This window comes from Enterobacter sp. Bisph1, from assembly GCF_000814905.1.
Taxonomy (GTDB): Bacteria; Pseudomonadota; Gammaproteobacteria; order Enterobacterales; family Enterobacteriaceae; genus Kosakonia.
Genome location: NZ_JXAG01000047.1, coordinates 81,866 through 99,166 on the forward strand (window position 1 = coordinate 81,866; position 17,301 = coordinate 99,166).

13 protein-coding genes and 1 pseudogene are annotated in these 17,301 nt (G+C 54.0%); 6 read left to right on the forward strand and 8 right to left on the reverse strand.

Going from position 1 to position 17,301, the window contains the following annotated elements; all coding sequences use genetic code 11:
- Positions 1-165: 165 nt before the first annotated feature.
- Positions 166-1,671 carry a glycerol-3-phosphate dehydrogenase gene (glpD, locus tag RW65_RS15805; protein WP_039057741.1) on the forward strand — a complete coding sequence of 502 codons (1,506 nt, stop codon included), beginning with the start codon at positions 166-168 and terminating at the stop codon, positions 1,669-1,671.
- Positions 1,672-1,706: 35 nt separating this feature from the next.
- Here the strand turns inward: glpD and glgP are convergent, their stop codons facing one another.
- From glgP to asd, 6 genes are all read right to left on the reverse strand, one after another.
- Positions 1,707-4,154: a glycogen phosphorylase gene (glgP, locus tag RW65_RS15810; RefSeq protein WP_039057742.1), complete on the reverse strand. Its 2,448-nt coding sequence runs from the start codon at positions 4,152-4,154 to the stop codon at positions 1,707-1,709.
- Between the two features lie 19 nt (positions 4,155-4,173).
- A complete protein-coding gene (glgA, locus tag RW65_RS15815; RefSeq protein ID WP_039057743.1) occupies positions 4,174-5,607 on the reverse strand; it encodes a glycogen synthase GlgA in 1,434 nt (477 codons plus the stop codon).
- Between the two features lie 82 nt (positions 5,608-5,689).
- Positions 5,690-6,982 carry a glucose-1-phosphate adenylyltransferase gene (gene glgC / locus RW65_RS22725; RefSeq protein ID WP_039057744.1) on the reverse strand — a complete coding sequence of 431 codons (1,293 nt, stop codon included), beginning with the start codon at positions 6,980-6,982 and terminating at the stop codon, positions 5,690-5,692.
- Positions 6,983-6,994: 12 nt separating this feature from the next.
- Positions 6,995-8,971, reverse strand: a complete 1,977-nt coding sequence (gene glgX, locus RW65_RS22730; RefSeq protein WP_039057745.1) for a glycogen debranching protein GlgX — start codon at positions 8,969-8,971, stop codon at positions 6,995-6,997.
- Positions 8,968-11,154, reverse strand: a complete 2,187-nt coding sequence (glgB, locus tag RW65_RS15830; protein ID WP_039057746.1) for a 1,4-alpha-glucan branching enzyme — start codon at positions 11,152-11,154, stop codon at positions 8,968-8,970. The genes glgX and glgB overlap by 4 nt, the downstream gene beginning before the upstream one ends.
- A 261-nt stretch (positions 11,155-11,415) precedes the next feature.
- A complete protein-coding gene (gene asd, locus RW65_RS15835; protein WP_039057747.1) occupies positions 11,416-12,522 on the reverse strand; it encodes an aspartate-semialdehyde dehydrogenase in 1,107 nt (368 codons plus the stop codon).
- A 174-nt stretch (positions 12,523-12,696) separates the two neighbouring features.
- Here asd and RW65_RS15840 point away from each other — a divergent pair, with 174 nt between their 5' ends.
- The 5 genes and pseudogenes from RW65_RS15840 (at position 12,697) to RW65_RS15855 (ending at position 15,238) form a co-directional block, all read left to right on the forward strand.
- Positions 12,697-13,290, forward strand: coding sequence for a YhgN family NAAT transporter (locus tag RW65_RS15840; RefSeq protein WP_039057748.1), 594 nt, complete (start codon positions 12,697-12,699; stop codon positions 13,288-13,290).
- A gap of 81 nt (positions 13,291-13,371) precedes the next feature.
- The gene (locus tag RW65_RS15845) at positions 13,372-13,635 is read left to right on the forward strand and encodes a hypothetical protein (protein ID WP_039057749.1); all 264 of its coding nucleotides are present in this window, start codon (positions 13,372-13,374) and stop codon (positions 13,633-13,635) included.
- Positions 13,632-14,385 (forward strand): annotated as a pseudogene (locus RW65_RS15850) (Fic family protein). The gene RW65_RS15845 and the pseudogene RW65_RS15850 overlap by 4 nt, the downstream one beginning before the upstream one ends.
- A gap of 208 nt (positions 14,386-14,593) precedes the next feature.
- On the forward strand, positions 14,594-14,776 hold the full coding sequence (locus tag RW65_RS22140) for a type II toxin-antitoxin system HicA family toxin (protein ID WP_072037776.1): 183 nt from the start codon (positions 14,594-14,596) through the stop codon (positions 14,774-14,776).
- Positions 14,777-14,800: 24 nt separating this feature from the next.
- Positions 14,801-15,238, forward strand: a complete 438-nt coding sequence (locus tag RW65_RS15855; protein ID WP_039057750.1) for a type II toxin-antitoxin system HicB family antitoxin — start codon at positions 14,801-14,803, stop codon at positions 15,236-15,238.
- A gap of 94 nt (positions 15,239-15,332) precedes the next feature.
- Here RW65_RS15855 and gntU read toward each other — a convergent pair whose 3' ends face one another.
- Entirely contained in the window at positions 15,333-16,673 is a 1,341-nt protein-coding gene (gene gntU / locus RW65_RS15860; protein ID WP_039057751.1) for a gluconate transporter, read from the reverse strand.
- Positions 16,670-17,203: a gluconokinase gene (gene gntK, locus RW65_RS15865; protein ID WP_039057752.1), complete on the reverse strand. Its 534-nt coding sequence runs from the start codon at positions 17,201-17,203 to the stop codon at positions 16,670-16,672. The genes gntU and gntK overlap by 4 nt, the downstream gene beginning before the upstream one ends.
- Positions 17,204-17,301 lie beyond the last annotated feature (98 nt).

The window sequence follows — 17,301 nt, forward strand, 5'->3', positions numbered from 1 at the left end:
ATAGCTATTCTGCCGTCAAGTGTACGTCGTGACAGCGGGTAAGCGCCATTATGTTATGCATATCACTCTAAATTGTTTTTTTGATGTTACCAAAGGCGCGTTCCTTTGCTATTATGAGCGATATCGAACATTTTTGAGCTATAACGAAAGTGCATGAGGGGCAGCATGGAAACCAAAGATCTGATTGTGATAGGCGGGGGCATTAACGGTGCCGGTATCGCGGTTGACGCCGCAGGGCGTGGTCTATCCGTGCTGATGCTGGAAGCGCAGGATCTCGCCTGCGCGACCTCCAGCAACAGCTCCAAACTGATTCACGGCGGCCTGCGCTACCTTGAACACTACGAATTCCGCCTGGTGAGCGAGGCGCTGGCCGAACGCGAAGTGCTGCTGAAAATGGCACCGCACATTGCGTTCCCGATGCGTTTTCGCCTGCCGCACCGCCCGCATCTGCGTCCGGCCTGGATGATTCGAATTGGTCTGTTTATGTACGATCACCTCGGTAAACGCACCAGTTTGCCCGCTTCGACCGGTTTGCGTTTTGGCGCAGAATCGGTGCTGAAGCCGGAAATCGTGCGCGGTTTCGAATATTCTGACTGCTGGGTCGATGATGCCCGTCTGGTGCTGGCGAATGCCCAGATGGTTGAGCGCAAAGGCGGCAAAGTAATGACCCGCACCCGCGCCACAAGCGCACGCCGTGAAAACGGCATGTGGATTGTCGAAGCGGAAGATATTGATACCGGCGAGAAATTTAGCTGGCAGGCGCGCGGCCTGGTTAACGCGACAGGCCCCTGGGTGAAAGAGTTCTTCGATGATGGTATGAAACTGCCGTCACCGTACGGTATTCGCCTGATCAAAGGCAGCCATATTGTGGTGCCGCGCGCGCACTCACAGAAACAGGCTTACATTCTGCAAAACGAAGATAAGCGTATTGTTTTTGTTATCCCATGGATGGATGAGTTCTCGATTATTGGTACTACCGACGTTGAGTACAACGGCGATCCGCAACATGTTGAGATCGACGAAAACGAGATCAACTACCTGCTGAACGTCTATAACGGCCACTTTAAGAAACAACTTAAGCGCGATGATATCGTCTGGACTTATTCCGGCGTACGTCCGCTGTGCGATGACGAATCTGATTCACCGCAGGCAATTACCCGCGACTATACGCTGGATATTCATGATGAAAACGGTAAAGCGCCGCTGCTGTCGGTGTTTGGTGGCAAGCTGACCACCTACCGTAAGCTGGCGGAACACGCGCTGGAAAAACTGACGCCGTACTATAAAGGCATCGGCCCGGCGTGGACGAAAAGCTGCGTACTCCCGGGCGGAGATATCGCTGGCGATCGCGATGATTACGCCGCGAAACTGCGTCGCCGTTATCCGTTTATCAGCGAAACGCTGGCGCGCCATTATGCGCGTACTTACGGCAGCAACAGCGAGCTGGTGCTGGCTAACGCCACAAGCCTTGAGGATTTAGGCGAGCATTTTGGTCATGAGCTGTATGAAGCTGAGCTGCGTTACCTGGTGGAACATGAGTGGGTAAGACGCTTAGATGACGCTATCTGGCGGCGAACCAAAATCGGTATGTTTCTGAACGCTGAAGAGCAATCGCGCGTGGCGCAGTGGGTAATGCGGCATAATAAAACGGAACTGTCGCTGGCATCGTAAAAAACTAACCTCTCCCTGGCGGGAGAGGTTTTTCATTACAAGCGGACCGGCTTAATGTTCCAGATATGCTCGGCATATTCCTGAATGGTGCGGTCAGAGGAGAAGTAACCCATATGCGCGATGTTACGCATCGCTTTCATGGTCCACTCTTCGGGATGACGATAAAGCTCATCCACTTTCTCCTGGCAGTCAATATAGCTGCGATAATCCGCCAGCACCTGATAGTGGTCACCAAAGTTAATTAATGAATCCACCAGATCGCGGTAACGTCCTGGCTCTTGCGGGCTAAACAGGCCGGTAGCAATCTGCGTTAATACCTGGTGCAGCTCTTCATCTTTCTCATAATATCCACGCGGGTTATAGCCTTTACGCCGCAGCGCCTCGACCTCGTCCGCCGTATTACCGAAGATAAAGATATTCTCCGCGCCGACATGCTCGAGCATTTCAACATTCGCGCCGTCCAGCGTACCAATAGTGAGTGCACCATTGAGCGCAAACTTCATATTACTGGTGCCGGAAGCCTCCGTACCCGCCAGCGAGATCTGCTCGGAAAGATCCGCCGCAGGAATAATCACCTGTGCCAGGCTAACGCTGTAGTTAGGGATAAACACCACTTTCAGCTTATCGCCAATCTGCGGATCGTTATTGATCACCTGCGCGACGTCATTGATCAAATGAATGATGTGTTTCGCCATGTAATAAGCGGAAGCCGCTTTACCGGCGAAGATATTCACACGGGGTACCCACGCCGCCGTTGGATCGGCCTTAATGCGGTTATAGCGGGTAATCACATGCAGGACATTCATCAGCTGGCGCTTATATTCGTGTATGCGTTTGATCTGCACATCAAACAGCGCTTTCGGATTCACCACCACGTTTAGTTGCTGACCGATAACGTTCGCCAGACGTTTTTTATTCTCCAGCTTCGCCTGCCGCACCGCCTGATTTACCGTTGGATAATCAAGGTGCTGTTCAAGTTCGCTCAACTGGCTAAGATCGGTGCGCCATGTACGCCCGATATGTTCATCCAGCACCTCCGACAGCGGCGGGTTCGCCAGCGCCAGCCAGCGTCGCGGCGTCACGCCGTTGGTGACGTTGATAAAACGCATCGGGAAGATTTCAGCGAAGTCGGCAAACAACGATTGCACCATCAAGTTGGAATGCAGTTCGGAAACGCCATTCACTTTATGGCTCACCACCACCGCCAGCCAGGCCATACGCACCCGACGTCCGCTGGACTCGTCAATAATCGAGGTCCGGCTTAACAGGTCGATATTGTTCGGATGCTGCTCCTGTAGCGTTTTCAGGAAGTAATCGTTGATTTCAAAGATAATTTGCAGATGGCGCGGCAAAATTTTGCCCAGCATTTCCACCGGCCAGGTCTCCAGCGCCTCGCTCATCAACGTGTGGTTGGTGTAAGAGAACACCTGGCACGTGACTTCGAAGGCGTCATCCCATTCAAACTTATGTTCGTCAATCAGCAAGCGCATCAGCTCGGGAATCGACAATACCGGATGCGTGTCATTGAGGTGAATGGCGATTTTATCCGCCAGGTTGCTGTAGGTCTGATGCAGCTGGTAATGGCGGCTGAGAATATCCTGAATAGTCGCCGAGACGAGGAAATACTCCTGACGCAGACGTAATTCGCGCCCGGAATAGGTTGAGTCGTCGGGATAAAGTACGCGGGAAACGTTCTCCGAGTGGTTTTTATCCTCTACCGCCGCGAAGTAATCGCCCTGGTTAAATTTCCCAAGATTGATTTCGCTACTGGCCTGCGCGTTCCATAAACGCAGCGTGTTGGTGGCATCGGTATCATAACCGGGGATAATTTGGTCGTAGGCAACGGCGAGGATCTCTTCCGTCTCGACCCAGCGGCTCTTTCTGCCTTCCTGCTGAATACGTCCGCCAAAACGCACCTTATAGCGCGTATTGTGACGTTTGAATTCCCACGGGTTGCCATACTCCAGCCAGTAATCCGGCGACTCTTTTTGCCTGCCGTCGACGATGTTCTGTTTGAACATGCCGTAGTCGTAACGAATACCGTACCCGCGTCCTGGCAGCCCAAGGGTCGCCAGCGAATCAAGGAAACAGGCCGCCAGGCGTCCCAGGCCACCATTGCCGAGGCCTGGGTCATTCTCTTCATCAATCAGCTCTTCGAGATCGAAGCCCATCTCATCCAGCGCCTTGTTCACGTCGTCGTAAATACCGAGTGAAAGCAAGGCGTTGGAGAGCGTACGGCCAATCAGGAACTCCATCGAAAGATAGTAAACCTGCCGCACTTCCTGGGAGAGCTGCGCGCGGGTGGAGCGCAGCCAGCGTTCCACCAGCCGATCGCGCACAGCAAACAGCGTTGCGTTGAGCCATTCGTGGCGATTGGCGATAGCCGGATCTTTACCGATGGTGAACATCAGCTTATAGGCAATCGAATGTTTTAGTGCCTCAATACTTAACGTAGGTGAAGCATAAGTAAACGGTGCATTCATATAAGTGATTCCTGGAAAACTATTTCAACCGAAGGTAAAGATCGCGATATGCCTGCGCAGCGACCTGCCAGCTAAAATCCATCGCCATCGCCTGACGTTGCACAAAACGCCACAGCGATGGACGCGACCACAACACGAAGGCACGCCGGATAGCCCGAAGCAATGACCAGGCATTACTGTCTTCAAATACAAAGCCGCTGGCGACGCCATCGGCGAGGTTTTCCAGCGAACTATCGGAAACCGTATCCGCCAGCCCGCCCGTACGACGCACTAAGGGCAGGGTGCCGTATTTCAGACCATACAGCTGTGTCAGGCCGCAGGGCTCAAAACGGCTCGGCACAAGAATGACATCCGCCCCGCCCATAATGCGGTGGGAGAAGGCTTCGTGATAGCCAATCTGCACGCCAACCTGCCCGGAGTGTTCGGCGGCGGCGGCGAGGAAACCCTCCTGCAGCACCGGATCGCCCGCGCCCAGCAGCGCCAACTGACCGCCCTGCTCAAGTAAACCCGGCAAGGCTTCCAGTACCAGATCCAACCCTTTTTGGCTGGTCAGGCGGCTCACCACGGCAAACAGCGGCACTCTGTCATTGACCTTTAGCCCCATGGCAACCTGCAACTGACGTTTGTTCTCCGCTTTCTCTTCCAGCGTATCGCGCGTATAACGTGCGCCCAACAGCAGGTCGGTGGCCGGATCCCAAATTTTCTCATCCACGCCGTTCAAAATACCGCTCAGGCGGCCTTCTTGCTGGCGCTGGCGCAGTAGCCCTTCCATCCCGTAGGCATACTGCGGTTCGGTGATCTCGCGCGCGTAAGTGGGGCTAACGGCGGTAATATGATCCGCGTAGTAAAGCCCGGCCTTGAGAAACGAAATCTGTCCCTTAAATTCCAGCCCATGCATATTAAAAAATGACATTGGCAGTTCGATTTCGTTCATATGGTGTGCATAAAACATGCCTTGATAGGCAAGATTGTGCACCGTGAAGATGGACTTGGCCGGATACCCTTTCGCGGCAAGGTAAGCCGGAGCCAGCCCTGCATGCCAATCGTGCGCGTGCACGATATCCGGGCGCCAGAATGGATCAAGCCCGCCGGCCATTTCGCTGCCCACCCAGCCGAGCAAGGCAAAGCGCAGCACGTTGTCGGTATAGGCGAACTGATTGGTGTCGTGATAGGGGCTGCCGGGGCGCGCATATAAATGCGGCGCATCGATCATGTAAATCCCCACCCCGTTAAAGTGGCCGAACAGCAGCGCAATGGGACCGGCAAACGTCTCACGCCGGGACACCACTTTTGCATCGCCCACACCTCGACGAATATCAGGGAACGCAGGCAACAGAACGCGTGTATCAACTCCGCCGGCAATTTGTGCCGCAGGTAACGCGCCAATCACGTCCGCCAGACCTCCGGTCTTCAGCAACGGAAACATCTCAGAACATACATGTAAAACCTGCATTATCGCTCCTGTTCAAAACCACCTGGCCTTGATGCCACATTGGGGAACACAGCGCGCGGAACCCTTCCGCGCAAGGTTATCATCAGATGCCTTTTGCTTTTAATTTGCGCAACATTTCCCGCGTGACCAGCACAATGCCTTCCTCTGAGCGGTAAAAACGACGCGCATCTTCTTCTGGATTTTCACCAATGACTGTCCCTTCGGGTATCACGCAGCCGCGGTCAATAATGCAACGATGGAGACGACAGGAGCGCCCCACCCACACTTCCGGCAGCAAGATCGAAGAGTCGATATTGCAGAACGAATTGACGCGCACGCGGTAAAAAAGTACCGACTGCACAACAACAGATCCTGAAATAACGCACCCGCCGGAAACCAGCGAATTCAACGTCATGCCGTGGCTGCCCGACCTGTCCTGAACGAATTTCGCCGGGGGTAAAGAATGATTATAGGTACGGATAGGCCAGGTATGATCGTACATGTCGAGTTCCGGCATCACCGACGCTAAATCGAGGTTGGCTTTCCAGTAAGCTTCCAGGGTACCGACATCCCGCCAGTAAGGTTTGGCATCGGGATCGGACTGCACGCAGGACAGCGGGAAGGGATGCGCGTAGGCCATGCCCGATTTCACCACATGGGGAAGGATATCCTTGCCAAAATCATGGCTTGAGTTTTCGTTCTGGTCATCCTGCTCCAGCAGCTCGTACAGGTACTCGGCGTCGAAAATATAGATCCCCATACTGGCGAGCGCCTGCGTCTCATCGCCCGGCATACTCGGCGGCGAAGCGGGTTTTTCAACAAAGTCGATAATTTTGTCGTTCTCATCCACCGCTATTACGCCAAAGGCGGTCGCTTCATGCACCGGTACCGGCAGGCAGGCAACGGTACAGCGCGCCTCTTTTTCGGCGTGATCTATCAGCATGCGCGAGTAATCCTGCTTGTAGATATGATCGCCCGCCAATATGACGATGTACTCCGCCCCGTAGCGACGAATGATGTCGAGATTCTGCGTGACCGCATCGGCGGTGCCGCGATACCAGTGTTCACCGTGTAAGCGCTGCTGCGCAGGCAGCAGATCGACAAACTCGTTCATTTCGTTGTTGAAAAAAGACCAACCGCGCTGAATATGTTGAATGAGCGTGTGGGATTGGTACTGCGTAATAACGCCTATCCGCCGAATACCGGAGTTGATGCAGTTAGAGAGGGCGAAGTCGATAATGCGAAACTTGCCGCCGAAGTGCACCGCGGGTTTGGCGCGTTTTTTCGTTAAATCTTTTAGACGCGTGCCGCGACCGCCCGCCAGAATTAGGGCAACGGATTTTAGTGGCAGTTGGCGCGCCAGCATCGTTGGGTCGTTCTTATCTAATCTCACCATGACTTACCCCTTTTATGACCGATGAAAAACGCACACTCCATGTGCGGGCCCGTGCCAGACAGAGACGACGACCGGATTGTCTTCTCCGGCAAAAGGCGGAATGGCGCACCATTCACCTGCAGGTAATGCCATTTCCGCCATCTCCGCGGTGGCGTTAAAGGTGATCAACACGCTGTCAGATAAGAGAATCTGTAAGCGATGCACCCCGGTTTGCCATGCCTGAGCCGTTAGCGGCCGCCCTTCGTCGTTTAACCAGACGACGTTTCCATCGCCCTCTTCCCACCACGCATCACGCGTGAGTGCAGGAATTCGTTGGCGCAGATGGATCAGGGCGGCGGTAAAGGCCACCAGCCCGCTGTCCATCTGCTGCCAGTCAAGCCAGGTTAAAGCGTTATCCTGGCAATAAGCATTGTTGTTGCCGTGCTGGCTGTGCCCCTGTTCATCACCTGCGAGCAGCATCGGTGTACCTTGCGCAAGCAGAAGTGTGGTTAACAGCGCATGCATACTTGCGCGCCGTCTTTCCGCCACCTCCAGGCTGCCACCTAAGCCTTCATGCCCGTGGTTAGCACTGTGGTTATTGCTGGTGCCGTCGCGATTATCTTCGCCGTTGGCTTCGTTGTGTTTGTGGTCAAACGAAACACAATCACGCAGCGTAAAGCCGTCGTGCGCAGTCACCAGATTGACAGAGGCCGATGGCGGACGGCCATCGCGTTTAAACACATCGCTGGAGGCGGCAAAGCGCCCGGCGAACTCACCAAGGCTAAGTGAGCCTTCCAGCCAGAAACGGCGCGTCGCATCGCGAAAATGATCGTTCCACTCGGCGAAAGGTGCCGGATAGTTCCCCACCTGATAGCCACCGGGGCCAATGTCCCAGGGCTCGGCAATCAATTTCACCGAGCGCAACAGCGGATCGTTTTTAATCGCGGCGAACAGCGGCGCCTGCTGGCTAAATTCCGGCGTACGCCCCATTACCGAGGCCAGATCGAAGCGAAAACCATCCACATGGAAGGTATCCACCCAATAGCGCAGGCAGGCATGGGCATACTCCACCACGGCGGCATTACTCAAATTGAGCGTGTTTCCACAGCCGGTCCAGTTGTGGTAATCACCGTCTTCTCTAATCCAATAATAGCTACGGTTATCGATTCCGCGCAGGGAGAAGGTCGGCCCGTCGAGATCGCTTTCGGCGCTATGGTTAAGCACAATATCGAGGATCACTTCGATCCCGGCCCGATGCAGCGCTTTTACCGCATCGCGAAACTCATGGCGCGCCTGCTGTGGATTGCTGGCGTAGCGGGGATCGAGGGCAAACAGCGCCAGCGGGTTATAGCCCCAGTAGTTGGTAAGGCCTAACCGCTGTAAACGTGGCTCGCTGGCAAAATGGGCCACGGGCAACAGCTCCAGAGCGGTAATGCCTAATTGCGAAAACCACTCAATCATCAGCGGATGCCCCAGCGCCTTATAGGTGCCACGGATCTCAGGCGGTAATTCCGCATGCAGTTGACTCAGCCCTTTGACGTGCGCTTCGTAAATAACGGTGTTGCCCCAGGGGATCTGCGGCGGCGCATCCTCTTCCCAGTCGTAAACGTCATGTACCACCACACTGCGCAAACCGAGCGCGGCGTTATCGTGGGGATCGGGCATGTCATAACCGCTGTGAAACAGCGGGCTATCGTGGGTTTCGCCGTCCACGCGCTGCGCGCACGGGTCGAGCAATAATTTAGCCGGGTTAAAACGGTCGCCGCGCGCAGGCTCCCAGGGGCCATGCACGCGATAGCCATAACGCTGGCCGGCCTTTGCCCCCGGCAGAAAACCGTGCCAGATATCTCCGCTGCGGCCGGGCAAGTCGAGGCGCTGTTCATTACCTTCTTTATCGAACAGGCACAGCTCCACGCGCTCAGCATGGGCAGAAAAGAGCGTAAAGTTTACGCCGCCTTTCTGCACCTGTGCGCCGAGCGGCGACGCGTTTCCGGCCGTCAGCTTACTCATTCACCCTCCCGCACCAGCCAGATGGTTCCCAGCGGCGGCAGGTTCAACAGCAAAGAGTAATCACGTCCACGGTTGGCTATTTCGTCGCTGTGCACGACGCCGCCATTGCCAGTATTGCTGCCGTGATAATGCATCGAGTCGCTGTTCAGCTCTTCGCGCCAGCGGCCAGGCTGATTAATGCCAATGCGATAACCGGGGCGCGGCACCGGGGTAAAGTTGCTGACCACGATAATTTCATTACCTTCTTTATCGCGGCGCACAAAGGCAAACACCGAGGCTTCGTGGTCATCAACCACCAGCCATTCAAATCCATAGGGATCGAAATCCAGTTCGTGCAGCGCTTTGTGATGGCGATAAACATGGTTCATATCGCGTACCAGCCGCTGTACGCCGTGATGCCAGTTATCGCCGCCTTCCAGCAAATGCCAGTCGAGGCTACCGTCATGGTTCCACTCGCGTCCCTGGGCAAATTCGTTGCCCATAAACAGCAGTTTTTTACCGGGGAAGCCCCACATCCAGGCGTAATAGGCACGCAGATTAGCGAATTTCTGCCAGGCATCACCGGGCATACGGTCAAGAATCGATCTCTTACCGTGCACCACTTCATCGTGGGAGAGCGGCAGAATAAAGTTTTCGGTGTAGTTATAAACCATACCGAAGGTCATCTTATCGTGGTGATGCTTGCGATAGACCGGATCGAGCTTCATGTAATCCAGCGTGTCGTGCATCCAGCCGAGGTTCCATTTGTACCAGAAGCCCAGGCCGCCATGCGCTGGCGGGCGCGATACGCCGGGGAAATCCGTCGACTCTTCCGCCATACTCACCGCACCGGGTGCTTGCTCGCCAATAATGCGGTTGGTATTGCGCAGAAACTCAATCGCTTCAAGATTCTCGCGACCGCCAAATTCGTTGGGGATCCACTCCCCCTCTTTGCGGCTATAGTCGCGGTAGATCATTGATGCGACAGCATCGACGCGCAGGGCATCAATGCCGAAGCGCTCAATCCAGTACAGCGCGTTGCCGACCAGATAGTTGCTCACTTCCCGGCGGCCGTAGTTGTAAATCAGCGTGTTCCAGTCCTGATGAAAACCTTCGCGCGGATCGTTGTGCTCGTAGAGTTTGGTACCGTCGAACTCCGCCAGGCCAAAATCATCAGACGGGAAATGCCCCGGCACCCAGTCGAGGATCACCCCTAAACCGGCAGCATGAGCGGTATGAATAAAGTGCAGGAAATCATCGCGCGTACCGAAGCGACGCGTTGGAGCATACAGGCCGGTCGGCTGATAACCCCAGCTGCCATCGAAGGGATGCTCATTAATCGGCATCAGTTCGATATGGGTGAAGCCCATCCATTTTGCGTACGGCACCAGCTGGTCCGCCAGTTCCCGATAGCTCAGCCAAAAGTTGTTATCCGTATGGCGACGCCAGGAACCGAGGTGGACTTCATAGATGCTGATTGGCGCATCGAAGTTATTCGCTTGTTTGCGCTCTTCACTCTGGGTTTTCTTGCCCGGCAGGCCACAAATCAGCGAGGCGCTATCCGGCCGCATCTGCGCTTCAAAAGCATAAGGATCGGCTTTCATACGCAGCCTGCCGTTAGCATCGATCATCTCGAACTTATAGAGCTGACCATTGAGCGCGCCGGGAATAAAAAGCTCCCAGATACCGCTTTCACGACGCAGGCGCATCGGATGGCGACGGCCATCCCAATAGTTAAACTGCCCTACCACCGACACGCGCTGCGCGTTCGGTGCCCAGACAGAGAATCGCGTACCGACTACCCCATCCACCGTATCGGCGTGTGCGCCCATCATTTCATAAGGGCGCATATGCGTACCTTCGCTCAACAGCCAGGCATCCATATCGCGGATAAGCGGCCCGAAACGGTAAGGATCGTCAATCAGATTTTGTTGCCCGTGCCACACGACAGCGAGCTGATAATAAAAAGGGTTTTTGCGACGCTGCATCACGCCGCAAAAGAAGCCCCTGGAATCCAGGCACTCCAGTTTACCTACTTTGCGGCCGGTTTTTGGCTCGATAACCCACACTTCGGTGGCATCGGGCAGCAGCGCTCGTACCTCCAGACCCGCTTCGGTCTGGTGCATCCCCAGTACCGAAAAAGGATCGGCAAAATAACCAGCAATTAGCGCGTTAATGACGTCTTTATCAACACGAACGGACATGGTTCTTATCCTGTTGTTGTGGCATCGCACCTTCCACCGTAGCTAAGTCCGGTTGCGACACTTTTTTTAACCTGAACGGCACAGCACCAAATGTGCATCCTCTCTGCACCGTCCCATCTTCAGGCAAGATGTTCCGACACCTTGCATAAAGCATAGCTAACACTTTTCAACACTTGAGAAAATAAACACATTGGCGGGTTGTTACGGCAAAAAAAAGCATAAAAAAAGGGCGCCGTAGCGCCCCTGGTAGTGAAGAATACGTTACGCCAGCTGGCGCAACATGCGACGCAGCGGTTCAGCCGCGCCCCATAACAGCTGATCGCCCACGGTAAAGGCGGAGAGGAACTCCGGTCCCATATTGAGCTTACGCAGACGGCCAACCGGCGTGGTCAGCGTGCCGGTCACCGCGGCAGGCGTCAGCTCGCGCATACTGATTTCGCGATCGTTTGGCACCACTTTCGCCCACGGGTTATGGGCCGCCAGCAGCTCTTCAACGGTAGGGATCGAGACATCTTTTTTCAGCTTGATGGTAAACGCCTGGCTATGGCAGCGCAGCGCGCCGATACGTACGCACAGGCCATCGACAGGAATAACGTTTGCAGTATTGAGGATTTTGTTGGTTTCGGCCTGGCCTTTCCACTCTTCGCGGCTCTGGCCGTTATCAAGCTGCTTATCGATCCACGGGATCAGGCTACCGGCCAGCGGTACGCCAAAGTTATCTACCGCCAGATCGCCGCTGCGGGTCAACGCCGTAACCTTGCGTTCGATATCCAGAATCGCCGAGGCCGGATCCGCAAGCTCAGCGGCGACATGGTTTTGCAACTGGCCCATTTGCGTCAGCAGTTCACGCATATGGCGCGCGCCGCCGCCGGAGGCTGCCTGGTAAGTGGCAACGGAAACCCATTCAACCAGATCGTTGGCGAACAGACCGCCGAGTGACATCAGCATCAGGCTCACGGTACAGTTACCGCCAACAAAGGTTTTAACGCCTTTATTAAGGCCTTCGTCGATCACCGCCTGGTTAACCGGGTCGAGGATAATAATGGCGTCATCTTTCATGCGTAAAGAAGAGGCCGCGTCGATCCAGTAACCCTGCCAACCGCTTTCACGAAGCTTTGGATAGATTTCGTTGGTATAATCGCCGCCCTGGCAGGTGACAATGATGTCGAGCGCCTTCAGCGCTTCCAGATTGAACGCGTCCTGAAGCGTACCTGCTGTGCTTGTGCCAAAGGCGGGCGCAGCTTGTCCAAGCTGGGAAGTGGAAAAGAAGACAGGGCGAATGGCGTCGAAATCGCGCTCTTCAATCATGCGCTGCATGAGAACGGAGCCGACCATTCCGCGCCAACCGATAAAACCAACATTTTTCATAGCGAAGTTCCTGCGAAGGTGTGTGCTGTGTATACGAACCAGTATCCCACTGGGACATAGCCCACCTTACAAAATGCAGCCAAAGTCGCAAGTGAAATTAATCAATGATAATGAACGCATCAGAAATGCGGCTAATTACTGCGGTTTCACCGCTTGCATCAGGGAAAAGAGTGAATGACTGATATCATCTCCGCCACCGTGTTGTTGATCCTGATAATGGATCCGTTGGGTAACCTGCCCATCTTTATGTCGGTACTGAAACATACCGAGCCGAAGCGCCGCCGGGCGATCATGATCCGCGAGCTGCTGATTGCCCTGCTGGTGATGTTTATCTTCCTGTTCGCTGGCGAGAAAATCCTTGCTCTGCTGAGTTTACGCGCGGAGACGGTTTCTATCTCCGGCGGCATTATTCTGTTTTTGATTGCCATCAAGATGATTTTTCCCAGCGAAACCGGCAGCAGTTCTGGCCTGCCCGCAGGCGAAGAACCCTTTATCGTCCCGCTGGCGATCCCGCTGGTAGCTGGCCCAACATTGTTGGCAACGTTAATGCTGCTCTCACACCAGTACCCGAATCAAATGAGCCACCTGGTGATTGCCCTGCTTATCGCCTGGGGCGGCACCGTGGCCATCCTGCTGCAATCGACGCTTTTCTTGCGCCTGCTCGGCGAGAAAGGGGTTAACGCGTTGGAAAGGTTGATGGGGCTGATTCTGGTGATGCTGGCGACCCAGATGTTCCTCGACGGCATACGGATGTGGATGAAGGGATAGGCTGTGTGATTGAAACCGGAGCCGTTAGAGACACGGATCTTCCCGTATGCTAAAATTTGAACACTAATGGAGGTTACTGTGATGTCTAAAACGCTTTCCTCAAGTGTGGCCAACAAAGTGAGACGCCTTGCCGCATCTCATAATGTCTCTGATATTTGCGACGATACCAGCCGCATGGCGAGGGTGATTACGCAGCTTGCAGGAGACAGCGTCGTACTGGATAGCACAGAGCAGTTGCTGGTTAATCTCAAGAAAAAAGGCGTGCTAACGAAGGCTGAAACGCTCTCGTTGCAGGCTGATTATCTGCAAGAAAAACGCAGTGCCAACGGGAAGTTTCGTGCGTGATTTTCGATCCGTTTGGAGACTTTACTACGGCAGGATATCTGCAAAACGTGTCAGGGCTTAAAGATCCTGATGACGTTAAACGATCGGAACACCTTGCATTTGAACTAAGCATTACTGACGCCCTTAACTTCCTGGCCGACCTTGACGTCATCGAGTACTCTTCGGTACTGAAAGTTCATGAATTACTCTTCGCCGAGTTCTCCGTGGGCCGGGCAAGATCGTAATCAGCTTTTTCCTGACCTTGCTGTCTTTAAAGGTACCCCTGATAACCCCCGCCATACCGCTTTCGAGCACCCGAAAGGGATCAAGCGAGCCGTTGAATATGCATTACGGCTGGCATCAGATTTTGAGTATTTCAAGAATAACCCAGGGAAAATGATGGGAATTTTAGCCTTTGCGCACCCCTTTCTTGACGGCAACGGGCGTACAATTTTGCTGGTTTTCATGGAACTGTCCTACCGTGCAGGCTTCGCTATAGACTGGGCCAGAACAAACAAAGTTGTCTACCTTGAAGCGTTAAGTGCAGAGATTGAAAACCCTTCCAAAGGTCATCTAAACCAATATTTGTCTCCTTACATTGTGAATATAACGAGCCGAAGCCAATGGCCTAAAATGATCGGCGGTATTAAAGGATTGGACGGTTTAGATAAAGAGAACATCTCTTATGCCAGCCTGGATGACCCGGAAATTCAAAGAGTCTATCTGGCGAATCGCTATTCAATCCCTGATAACAATCCCGTCGAGAAGTAAGCAAGACCCCATAAAAAGCAGCGACCCAATGGTGCTGCATTTATATCCTAATAGCATCCCACAGTTACGCTAACCCTGAACCTGTTCGCCACCCAGATGTTCCTCGACGGCATACGGATGTGGATGAAGGGATAATCGCGTTCTCTTTAGCACCGCTTTAATTCGTGTGTATAGGTGTGTATGATGATTTCTGGGTTAGGGAGGACCTATGAAATCTGCTGACTTGCTGAAGGAATTGATCGCAGCAGGGTGCGTTCTTCAACGGCATAACGGAGGCAGTCATCAAATTTGGTGGTCGCCAGTGACAGGGAAAACATTTCCTGTTCCGCATCCGAAGAAGGATTTACCTGTAGGTACCATCAGATCAATCAAAAAAATGGCGGGCATCTGACCCCCGCCGCTGTTGGAGGTAGCTATGTTTTTTTCAGTCGGGGTTGAATCGCCTGCAGATGCATCTACTGCATTTGGTATCAGTGTTCCGGCCTTTGACCGTTTTGACTATGGCTGTGTTTCCGCCGCTGATGAGCAAACCGATATTCCGGTAATGGCGCGGGAAGCGATTCTGAGTATTGTTGAAGAGATGGTAATCAGCGGCAAGTATGCGGTTGAAGATATTACAGATGCGGGTTTTATGGTTTATGCCGCCAGCCCGGATTATGCGCACTGTGATTCATGGTTCATGATCGATGTTGATTTAACCGGCTTCGAAGGTAAACAGCAGCGCGTGAATATCACCCTGCCGGACGTGCTGATTAAGCGCATTGACGGGTTTATTCAAAACAAGCGCGCGGTCTATAAAGACCGAAGCCATTTTCTGGCGCAGGCAGCACGTCATGAGCTTGCGAATAAATAATGCTGACAGCTGCGATACCAGTAAGCATTGACACTACGATGCAACGCGAAAAAAAGCAGCGACCAAACGGCGCTGCTTTTTTATCACTCACCGCTTAACTTAATAAGCTGAAAGCAATCATCCCGATAATCGCACCGGTGGTGCCGAGGATGGTTTCCATCATCGTCCAGGTTTTTAAGGTTTGCGCTTCTGTCGCGCCGGTGAAGCGGCCAAACAGCCAGAAACCGGCGTCATTCACATGGCTAACCACAATCGAACCGCCCGCGATACAGATGGAGAGTGCCGCCATCTGCGCGCCGCTAAAGTGCAGCTGCTCAATAACCGGCATCACCAGCCCCACCGCCGTCAGACAGGCAACCGTCGCGGAACCCTGAATAATACGTACCGCAGCGGCCAGCACAAAACAGGTAATCGCCACCGGTAAACCCATACCGGTTAATGCTTCACCGAGGGCGGGACCGACGCCGGAATCCACCAGCACCTGTTTGAACACGCCGCCTGCGCCAATCACCAGCAGAATAATACCCGCCGGCTGCAGCGCGTGACCGCAGATTTCCATCACCCGATCTTTCGGCATCCCCTGACGCATGGCCAGGCCATACATCGCCACCAGACAGGCGACAAGGATGGCAGTAAACGGATGGCCGATAAACTCCAGCCAGTCATACAGGCTGCTGCCTTCTGCGACAAAACGCGCGGCGATGGTTTTCATCCCCACCAGCACCAGCGGCAGCAAAATCAACGCCAGGCTGAAGCCGAACGAGGGCATTTTGCCTTCGCCTAAATGCGGCTCGCTGACATCCTCAGGAATATGCAGCTCGACATGACGGCTAATAAAGTTGCCCCACAGCGGACCGGCAACCAGCATGCCCGGAATCGCCGCACAGAGACCAATCAGGATCATCCAGCCAAAATCCGCGTGCATCTGCGAGGCCAGCAGCATCGGCGCTGGACCCGGCAGCAGAAATGCCGCCGCTGCCGCAACGCCTGCAAACAACGGAATGACCAGTTTTACGAGGTTGGTACCGGTATGGCGCGCCATAGAAAACGCAACGCTAATCAGCAGCACAATCGCCACTTCAAAGAACAGCGGCAGCGCACAAATTAGCCCCGCCAGACCGATCGCATAATGAGCCCGGCTATGGCCGAAAGAGTGCAACATTTTGACGGCGATTTGATCCACCGCGCCGGTTTCATGCAGAATTTTGCCGAACATCGCGCCAAGGGCGACCACAATCGCCAGGAAACCCAGCGTACCGCCCATCCCTTTTTCCATGGTCTGCGCTATCTTAATCAGCGGCATCCCGGAAAAAAGCCCTGCACCAATCGAAACCACCATCAAAGCAACAAAAGCGTGCATACGCGCTTTCATCACTAAAAACAGCAGCAGCAAAACGGAGCCTACTGCTGTTAATACAAGCGTCAATGTACTCACTTAACACTGCCTTCATTTATCACTGCAATTGTGCTGGCAACAACGCCATCCAGCGGCTGGTCAATATCTACCACTAAAACATCCGGCTCATCCGCGCCCGGCTCCTGCAATGCTTCAAACTGCGTAACCAGCATCTGCGTTTTGAAGAAGTGCCCTTTACGCGCCTTCAGGCGGCCTTCAATGACGTCGAAATCGCCTTTCAGATAAATAAAAGAGAGATTCGGGTTTCCGTCGCGCAGCTGATCGCGGTAGTGCTTTTTCAGCGCTGAACAGACAATCAGCGACACTTTATTGGTGCGCTGCATCGCAAACGCGGCATCGTTGAGCGCTTGTAACCACGGTTTGCGGTCATCGTCGTTCAGCGGCTCACCGGAAGCCATTTTAGTAATGTTACTGCGCGGATGGAGGAAGTCGCCATCAAGAAACGCGGCGTGTAACTGATGCGCTACTTCGCTGGCCACAGCCGATTTACCGCTGCCAGAAACGCCCATCAAAACATAGACGTGGTGATCAAGATTAGTCGTGCTCAAGGGTAGCCCCCACAGGTGCAAGAGTGAATTGTTACGGGTAACTGTTATCGGTAACATTGTCATGCCGGGGTATCGGAGAAGCAATATCCATTCGTGCC